9 protein-coding genes and 3 tRNA genes are annotated in these 6,801 nt (G+C 60.9%); 5 read left to right on the plus strand and 7 right to left on the minus strand.

Annotation, left to right across the window (positions count from 1 at the left end; all coding sequences use genetic code 11):
- The first annotated feature begins 59 nt into the window (after window positions 1-59).
- A protein-coding gene (prfB, locus tag G9X64_RS11115; RefSeq protein WP_171376560.1) for a peptide chain release factor 2 occupies window positions 60-1,191 on the plus strand; the annotation gives its coding sequence in 2 pieces (ribosomal slippage) (window positions 60-128 and window positions 130-1,191; 1,131 coding nt in all).
- A gap of 57 nt (window positions 1,192-1,248) precedes the next feature.
- Here prfB and G9X64_RS11120 read toward each other — a convergent pair.
- From G9X64_RS11120 to G9X64_RS11130, 3 genes are read right to left on the minus strand one after another with little or no spacing between them, the layout of a single operon-like run.
- Entirely contained in the window at window positions 1,249-2,265 is a 1,017-nt protein-coding gene (locus G9X64_RS11120) for an alpha/beta hydrolase family protein (RefSeq protein ID WP_168310761.1), read from the minus strand.
- 21 nt (window positions 2,266-2,286) lie between these two features.
- Window positions 2,287-2,802, minus strand: coding sequence for a hypothetical protein (locus G9X64_RS11125; protein ID WP_168310762.1), 516 nt, complete (start codon window positions 2,800-2,802; stop codon window positions 2,287-2,289).
- 4 nt (window positions 2,803-2,806) lie between these two features.
- Window positions 2,807-3,580, minus strand: a complete 774-nt coding sequence (locus G9X64_RS11130) for an NAD kinase (RefSeq protein WP_025394132.1) — start codon at window positions 3,578-3,580, stop codon at window positions 2,807-2,809.
- Window positions 3,581-3,739: 159 nt separating this feature from the next.
- On the opposite strand from G9X64_RS11130, the gene G9X64_RS11135 reads away from it, so the two are divergent.
- Together G9X64_RS11135 and G9X64_RS11140 are read left to right on the plus strand one after the other, a co-directional pair.
- A tRNA-Thr gene (locus G9X64_RS11135) sits at window positions 3,740-3,815 on the plus strand.
- A gap of 230 nt (window positions 3,816-4,045) precedes the next feature.
- Window positions 4,046-4,432, plus strand: coding sequence for a hypothetical protein (locus tag G9X64_RS11140; RefSeq protein WP_171376566.1), 387 nt, complete (start codon window positions 4,046-4,048; stop codon window positions 4,430-4,432).
- A gap of 32 nt (window positions 4,433-4,464) precedes the next feature.
- Here the strand turns inward: G9X64_RS11140 and G9X64_RS11145 are convergent, their stop codons facing one another.
- From G9X64_RS11145 to rlmB, 3 genes are all read right to left on the minus strand, one after another.
- A complete protein-coding gene (locus tag G9X64_RS11145) occupies window positions 4,465-4,602 on the minus strand; it encodes a hypothetical protein (RefSeq protein ID WP_003547501.1) in 138 nt (45 codons plus the stop codon).
- 64 nt (window positions 4,603-4,666) lie between these two features.
- On the minus strand, window positions 4,667-4,825 hold the full coding sequence (locus G9X64_RS11150; protein WP_171376561.1) for a hypothetical protein: 159 nt from the start codon (window positions 4,823-4,825) through the stop codon (window positions 4,667-4,669).
- A gap of 315 nt (window positions 4,826-5,140) precedes the next feature.
- Window positions 5,141-6,031, minus strand: a complete 891-nt coding sequence (rlmB, locus tag G9X64_RS11155; RefSeq protein WP_168310780.1) for a 23S rRNA (guanosine(2251)-2'-O)-methyltransferase RlmB — start codon at window positions 6,029-6,031, stop codon at window positions 5,141-5,143.
- A 201-nt stretch (window positions 6,032-6,232) separates the two neighbouring features.
- Here rlmB and G9X64_RS11160 point away from each other — a divergent pair.
- Both G9X64_RS11160 and G9X64_RS11165 read left to right on the plus strand, forming a co-directional pair.
- Window positions 6,233-6,317 (plus strand) — tRNA-Tyr (locus G9X64_RS11160).
- A 24-nt stretch (window positions 6,318-6,341) separates the two neighbouring features.
- Window positions 6,342-6,415 (plus strand) — tRNA-Gly (locus G9X64_RS11165).
- 104 nt (window positions 6,416-6,519) lie between these two features.
- Here G9X64_RS11165 and G9X64_RS36185 read toward each other — a convergent pair.
- Window positions 6,520-6,801: hypothetical protein (locus G9X64_RS36185; protein ID WP_210259648.1), on the minus strand; the 282-nt coding region annotated here is incomplete at its 5' end.

The following is a 6,801-nucleotide window of genomic DNA, read 5'->3' on the forward strand; positions in this document are numbered from 1 at the left end:
AAACGGAAATGCGCTATCTCACCAGCACCTGAAGAAGACCGAGACAGAGAAGCAGGAAAATGCGAGCGGAAATCGAAAACGTGGTCGATGAAACCAAGCAGGCTATCACCCTGCTGAGGAGGCATCTTTGACTGGGACCAGGCGATAAGACGGCTGGACTGGTTGAACAACAAGGCAGAGGATCCGAACCTCTGGAACGACGCTTCCGAAGCGCAGAAGCTGATGCGCGAACGCCAGCAACTCGATGACGGCATTAACAGCGTCAAGCAGCTCGAGCAGCAGCTGAACGACAATATCGAGCTGATCGAGCTTGGCGAGGAAGAGGGCGATCAGGGCGTCGTCAAGGAAGCCGAAGACACGCTGAAGGCCTTGAAGGCCGAAGCCGCGCGCCGCCAGGTGGAAGCCATGCTCTCCGGTGAAGCCGATGGCAACGACACCTATCTCGAAGTCCATTCCGGCGCCGGCGGCACCGAAAGCCAGGACTGGGCGAACATGCTTTTGCGCATGTACACTCGCTGGGCCGAACGCCAGCGCTTCAAGGTCGAGCTTCTCGAAGTCCATGACGGCGAAGAGGCGGGCATCAAGTCCGCGACCCTGCTCGTCAAGGGCCACAATGCCTATGGCTGGCTGAAGACGGAATCGGGCGTGCACCGCCTGGTGCGCATCTCGCCCTACGACAGCAATGCGCGTCGCCACACCTCCTTCTCGTCGATCTGGGTCTATCCGGTTGTCGACGACTCGATTCAGATCGAGATCAACGAAAGCGACTGCCGCATCGATACCTATCGTTCGTCGGGCGCCGGCGGGCAGCATGTCAACACCACCGACTCGGCCGTACGCATCACGCATATCCCGACCGGTATCGTCGTGCAGTGCCAGCAGGAGCGTTCGCAGCACAAGAACCGCGCCAAGGCCTGGGACATGCTGCGCGCCCGCATGTACGAAGCGGAATTGAAGAAGCGCGAGGACGCCGCCAACGCCGAAGCCGCCTCCAAGACGGATATCGGCTGGGGCCACCAGATCCGCTCCTACGTGCTGCAGCCCTACCAGCTGGTCAAGGACCTGCGCACCGGTGTCGCCAGCAGCGCCCCGGACGACGTTCTCGACGGCGATCTGAACGAGTTCATGGAAGCGGCCCTTGCCCACCGCATCAGCGGCGCCGCCGACGCGGTCGTCGAGGATGTCGACTGATCGGATTGATGATGGATTGAGTTAGCGAAGCCCCGGAGACGGGGCTTTTCCTTTTCTTCAAGCCATTGCGCTGATGTCGCTCTCTTGAAACAGCGCTGCCGACAGATCGGCAATCTCGTCATGAATGGCTGCGCGCTCGATGCCCGGGGGATCGGTAAAGAGTTCTGCTGCAAAGGCGAGGCCGAGCGCCGTGCCCTCTGGCACGAAGACATAATGTCCAAGGCCGCCGCCGAAGATCTTAAGGACGCTGCGCCGGAGCCGCGCATGCAGCCATGATGAACATTCTTCGGCGGGTGCCGCCCTGTCGGCATCACCGACCAGGATAAGGGCAGGCGCACCGACAGCTTTCAGGCTTTCCTCGCTGAAGCTGAGAACGGACCGGCCTGGCGCGCACAGGAGCGTGGCCTTGATTCTGTCGTCTCGGTAGGACTTCGACATACGGGACCACGAATCGCGAAACACGTCGCTGGTGCTGAGCAATGCTGGGATATGATCGGCAAGGTCGGGAAATTCCCTTGGTCCGCGCGCGCCACCTGGTTTCATCCTCGATGGTTCGAACTGCGAGAACTGGGCGACAGCCCCAAGAAGCAGCATCACGCTATAAGCTCCGGCCGAAAATCCGGCTGCGAAGACGCTGTTCGTATCGATATGGCCTGAGAGATCGCTGAGCCATTCGTCGCAATGGTCGAGCATGTGGCTTAGATCCGGCGCCCGCTCCCAAAGGCAGGCAAAGCCTTCGGCGCGATAGGGCTCGATGCCGGTATTGCCGTGGTGGCTGACGCCGAGCGCCGCAAATCCGCGATCGACCAGGCGTCGCGCCAGCCACTCCAGTCCGGCCGCGGATCCGCCGGTGCCATGCGACAACAGGACGAGGGGATAGGGCCTGGCCTCCGGGCGGATGGGTGCATTGCGGGCGACGGCCGCCTTCTGGAACCAGCTTCGTTCCGGCACGTCGCTTTGCGCGTCATCGGGGGCGGGATACCAGAGGGACCAACTGATGGGTCTGGGGCCGGCGGCATCCCAGTTCGACCTTTTCTCGTCGTAGAGGACGCCGTCGCGAAAGCCCAGTTTCATCTCTGAACACTTCTCAGCCGTTCAATTCGTCGCCTTCTCGACGGTGATATCGCCGAATTCGTCGATCAGCACCGTCCAGCCATCCGGCTCCGCCGCAGGGTCGGTCTTCAGATAGACCGTGGCGAAGAGCCCCGGCTGCTTGATGATGCCGTTCGAATTCTCGGGGCGTATATCGGTCACGTAAGGCTTCAGGTCGCTGAACTCCTGCAACTCGATGGTCGAGGCGATCGCCGGGCCGGTCTCGGTCTGGGCAATCTGCTGCAGATAGACCTTCGAGGTTCTGTCCGGCTGGCGCACGGCAAAGAGCTTGTAGTAGCCGTGGCGCTGTCCGCTTTTTGCCTGCGGGTCGGCAACGCTCTCGGCGCCCGTGGGCGCCCGCTCGACATCAGGTGCGTTGCCGTCGTCCTCCCAATAGCCGGTGCTGGTCGCGAAAATCACCGATGCCGGCAGGAGGGCATCCTGCGCCGGTGCGGCCTCCGCTGTGGTGCTCCATCCCGCAAGCAGGAGGCTGGTGATCAATATCCGTCGCATTGCCATCGTCTCAATCCTTGAACTGCTCGGCGAGAATACGGTCGGACCAGGAGCGGTCGGGATCAGAAAGAATGCGCGCCGTGACATGCTCCGACTGGGCGATGCGGATATGCAGCACCGACTTGACCTCGGTATTGTCGGCCACCGCGTTCACCGGCCGCTTCTCCGGCTCGAGAATGTCGATATCGACGGTCACCTTGTTCGGCAGCAGAGCGCCCCTCCAGCGCCGCGGCCGGAAGGCGCTGACCGGCGTCATGGCGAGCAGCGGCGCCTCGAGCGGCAGGATCGGGCCATGGGCGGAAAGATTATACGCCGTCGATCCGGCAGGTGTCGCGACCATCAGCCCGTCGCAGATCAGTTCCTCCAGACGCACGCGCCCGTCCACCATGACCCTCAGATTCGCGGCTTGATAGGACTGGCGAAAAAGATAGACTTCGTTGATGGCGAGCGCCGTCGAGTTGGTGCCGTCGGCGTTGGCCGTCGTCATCTGCAGTGGCCGGAAGACGTTTTCGACGGCGACGCAGATGCGCTCCTGAAGCCGGTCGGTGCGATAATCGTTCATCAGGAATCCGACCGAGCCGCGATTCATGCCGTAAACGAGCTTGCCGGAGTTCATGGTGTTGTGCAGCGTCTGCAGCATGAAACCGTCGCCGCCGAGCGCGACGATGACGTCGGCTTCGTCAGCCGGTACGTCGCCATAGATGCCAATTAACTCCTCGCGCGCGGCAAGCGCCTCCGTCGTTGGTGAGGCGAGAAAGGAAAGCGTCTGAAATGAACGGCCCATGCAATGCCCTTTATGATGCTGCCCTAGCTAAAGGATAAAGGCCTTGCGCGACAAGGACGTTTTCTATCGCGAAGCGTTTTGAGCTGCAGCCGACCTGTCCGCGCAGACACGGATTTTCCCTTTACAGAATCATAGAATCTGCTAGTTGGGGCAACTAACGCCCTTGTAGCTCAGTTGGTAGAGCACCTGATTTGTAATCAGGGGGTCCCGGGTTCGAACCCTGGCGGGGGCACCAGCCTACTCTCTGTGAGCTTCGGCTCGGCGAGCCGAGAGACAGCTAAGCGGAGGCTGTCGCGCCGTAGTTCCGTCAGGAACAAAGGCGGACTGGTTCGAGAATGCTCCGGTTAGCTGCACCATCTTTTTCCCAGGATACCGTGCCAACTCATAGCCTGGGTTCGATGCTGCTTCGCTCAATCTCGCACCGGCAGATCTTTGAGAAGGCTCACATCGCTCGATGAACCGCGCGTGAAGGGATGCTTCACCGCCAATTCAGCCGCGCCCGCTTATCTTCGCCTCATCATCAATGAGGAAACAGCCATGAAGCTCGCACATCTCTTTCTCGCCGCAACCATTTCCGTCGGTGCGGCTTTCGCGTCCGTCGCACCGGCGGCCGCCATGCCGGCCGAGCGGCCGGCGGTGTCGACGCAGGGCGATATCGTTCAAATTCGTGACGGCTGGCGACGTGATCGCGACCGTGACGACCGTGGCTGGCGCGATGGGCGCGATTGGCGCCGGTCCGATTGGCGCGATGATCGCCGTCACTGGCGGCGGTGGCGTGCCGAGCGTTGGCAGGAGCGCCGCGAGTGGCGTGATCGCGATCGCGGCATGCCGTTCTGGCTCTACCGCAGCTGACGATAACGGCCCGGATCATCCGGGCCGTTATTCTAATGAGTGACGGGTTCGTTGACGCTCGCCTCGATCCTGTCGCCATTGCCGGTCTGTCCGGCGCCGGAGGGCGACATCATTGCGATGCTAAGCACGGAGGCGACCATGAAGGCGACGACGGCGATCATTATGCGCATAAGCGTTCAATCCTCGTTCGATTCCGGGATTAACGCATGATCTCCGTCGGCGTTCCTGCCAGTATTATTGCACCTGTCCCGGCGTCGCGGGGCCGGGCGTTGTCGGCGACAGTGGATCGGGCTGGTGGACGGGGTGCGACGTGTCCACCCAAATGATGCTGAGGATAATCACGACGAAGACCGCGATGAAAAGGATACCGAAAATCAGCGGTCGAATGGCCATGATAGGGATCGTTCCTTCTTATTTCTGAGCCGGTCGCTACGACCGACCATTGCCCGATCATAGTCCTCCGGGGCGTCATTCCAAGGCAAAAGTGGATTTTCCTGACATCGGTCGAGCGTTGTCCGCGTCCGTTTCCATTTGTCGCGCCGGATCGAACTCCTGCTTAATTCCTTATATCCGAATCGATTGCGCGTCTGAAAAGACGCGCGGTGCCGTATGTCACGGATGGGTCTATCCCGTCGAAGGGGCCTATGCAGGCGATACGGCGCGCAGGCTGATGGACGGATCCGACCGGCTGCCCTTGCTCGGGCCGGCCTATGCCTTCAGGTGGAGCCGCGCCGCATAAAGCGCGATCGCCGCCGCATTCGAGACGTTGAGCGATTTGATTGCGCCCGGCATGTCGAGACGGGCAAGTGCGTTGACGGTTTCCCGCGTCTTCTGCCGAAGTCCCTTGCCCTCGGAACCGAGCACCAGCGCCACCTTCTGGCCCGAGAAGGTGCCTTCGAGTGGTGCCGGCCCTTCCGAATCGAGGCCGATGGTGGAGAAACCGAGCTTGTGCAATTCACCGAGCGCATCGGCGAGATTGGTGACCTGTATATAAGGTATCAGTTCCAGCGCGCCGGAGGCGGACTTGGCGAGCACGCCCGATTCGGTCGGGCTGTGTCGCTGGGTGGTGATGACCGCACCCGCATTGAAGGCGACGGCCGAGCGCATGATCGCGCCGACATTGTGCGGGTCGGTCACCTGATCGAGGACGAGGAGGAGAGGGCTTTCCTTCAGCGCTTCGAGCCGGCGTACCGGAAGCGGCCGTGTTTCCAGCATCACGCCCTGATGGATCGCCTCGGGGCCGAGCACCTTGTCGATCTCCTGCGGCGAGACGATCTCGAAGGGAATGCCGAGCGCCTCGACAACGACTTCGAGGCGCGCCAGTGCATTCTGCGTCACGAACAGCTTGATCTTCTTGCGCTCGGGATTGTCGAGCGCTGCGCGCACCGTATGCAGGCCGTAGAGATGCACCTGGTCGGGCGCAAGCGCCGGCGGCTTCCAATCGTCGCCGCCGCGCTTTCGCTTCTGCGGCTGAGGCGTCGGAATCTCCCCGCGTTCGCGCTTGGCGTCACGGTGGGCGCGCCGCAGAGTGGCGTAATGCGTATCCTTGGCGGATGGGTCTGTCGCGGTCTTGCCGCCGGATTTGTTGTCTTTGCTCATGCAGCTTTATAGCCATGGCGCTCGCTGCCGCATAGGCTTTCTTTCGTATGCCGGCTTTCGGCGGCGAATGAAATTTTTCGTGTTTTTTCCGTTGTCATCGTGTTGACAGACTGAAATGCTCCGGTCATATACGCGGCGCAGACGACGGGCGGCAACGCTTCGAAGTCTGACGAACTTGGTCTAGCGATCCGGACGAAAACTGGAGAGATGCCCGAGTGGTTAAAGGGGACGGACTGTAAATCCGTTGGCTCAGCCTACGTTGGTTCAAATCCAACTCTCTCCACCATTCGTCATCGGATCGGACCAACCCGCGGGTATAGCTCAATGGTAGAGCAGCAGCCTTCCAAGCTGAATACGCGGGTTCGATTCCCGCTACCCGCTCCAGTTCCCTTAAGCCACTTCATACGACCGCTGTCGCATTGTCCCCGAGATGTCTCCGGCGCTGGCGAAGAAGCTATAGACGGGGGAGGGCGCTCGACGCCGAACGTCTATGGCGCGTTTCTAGCGGTCCATGCGATTTTCTCTGAGATTTCAGGGATTTTCGAGGGCACTTCGGCGAATCGCCTTGCAGGCGGCGAATTGTCTCCCATATCCGCTGTCAGGCCAAGAATGGCGTCTGCAATTAAGTCTTGCGCAATGTCGCCGAAAGCCTTAAACGGCGGCACTAAACCGGTTCGCCGGGGCCACAATTTTCGTTCACAGGAAGCATTCAAATGGGAAAGAGTAAGTTTGAGCGCAACAAGCCGCACGTCAACATTGGCACGATTGGC

Origin of the sequence: Rhizobium sophorae, from assembly GCF_013087515.1 — a bacterium.
In the GTDB taxonomy this organism is placed as follows: domain Bacteria; phylum Pseudomonadota; class Alphaproteobacteria; order Rhizobiales; family Rhizobiaceae; genus Rhizobium; species Rhizobium sophorae.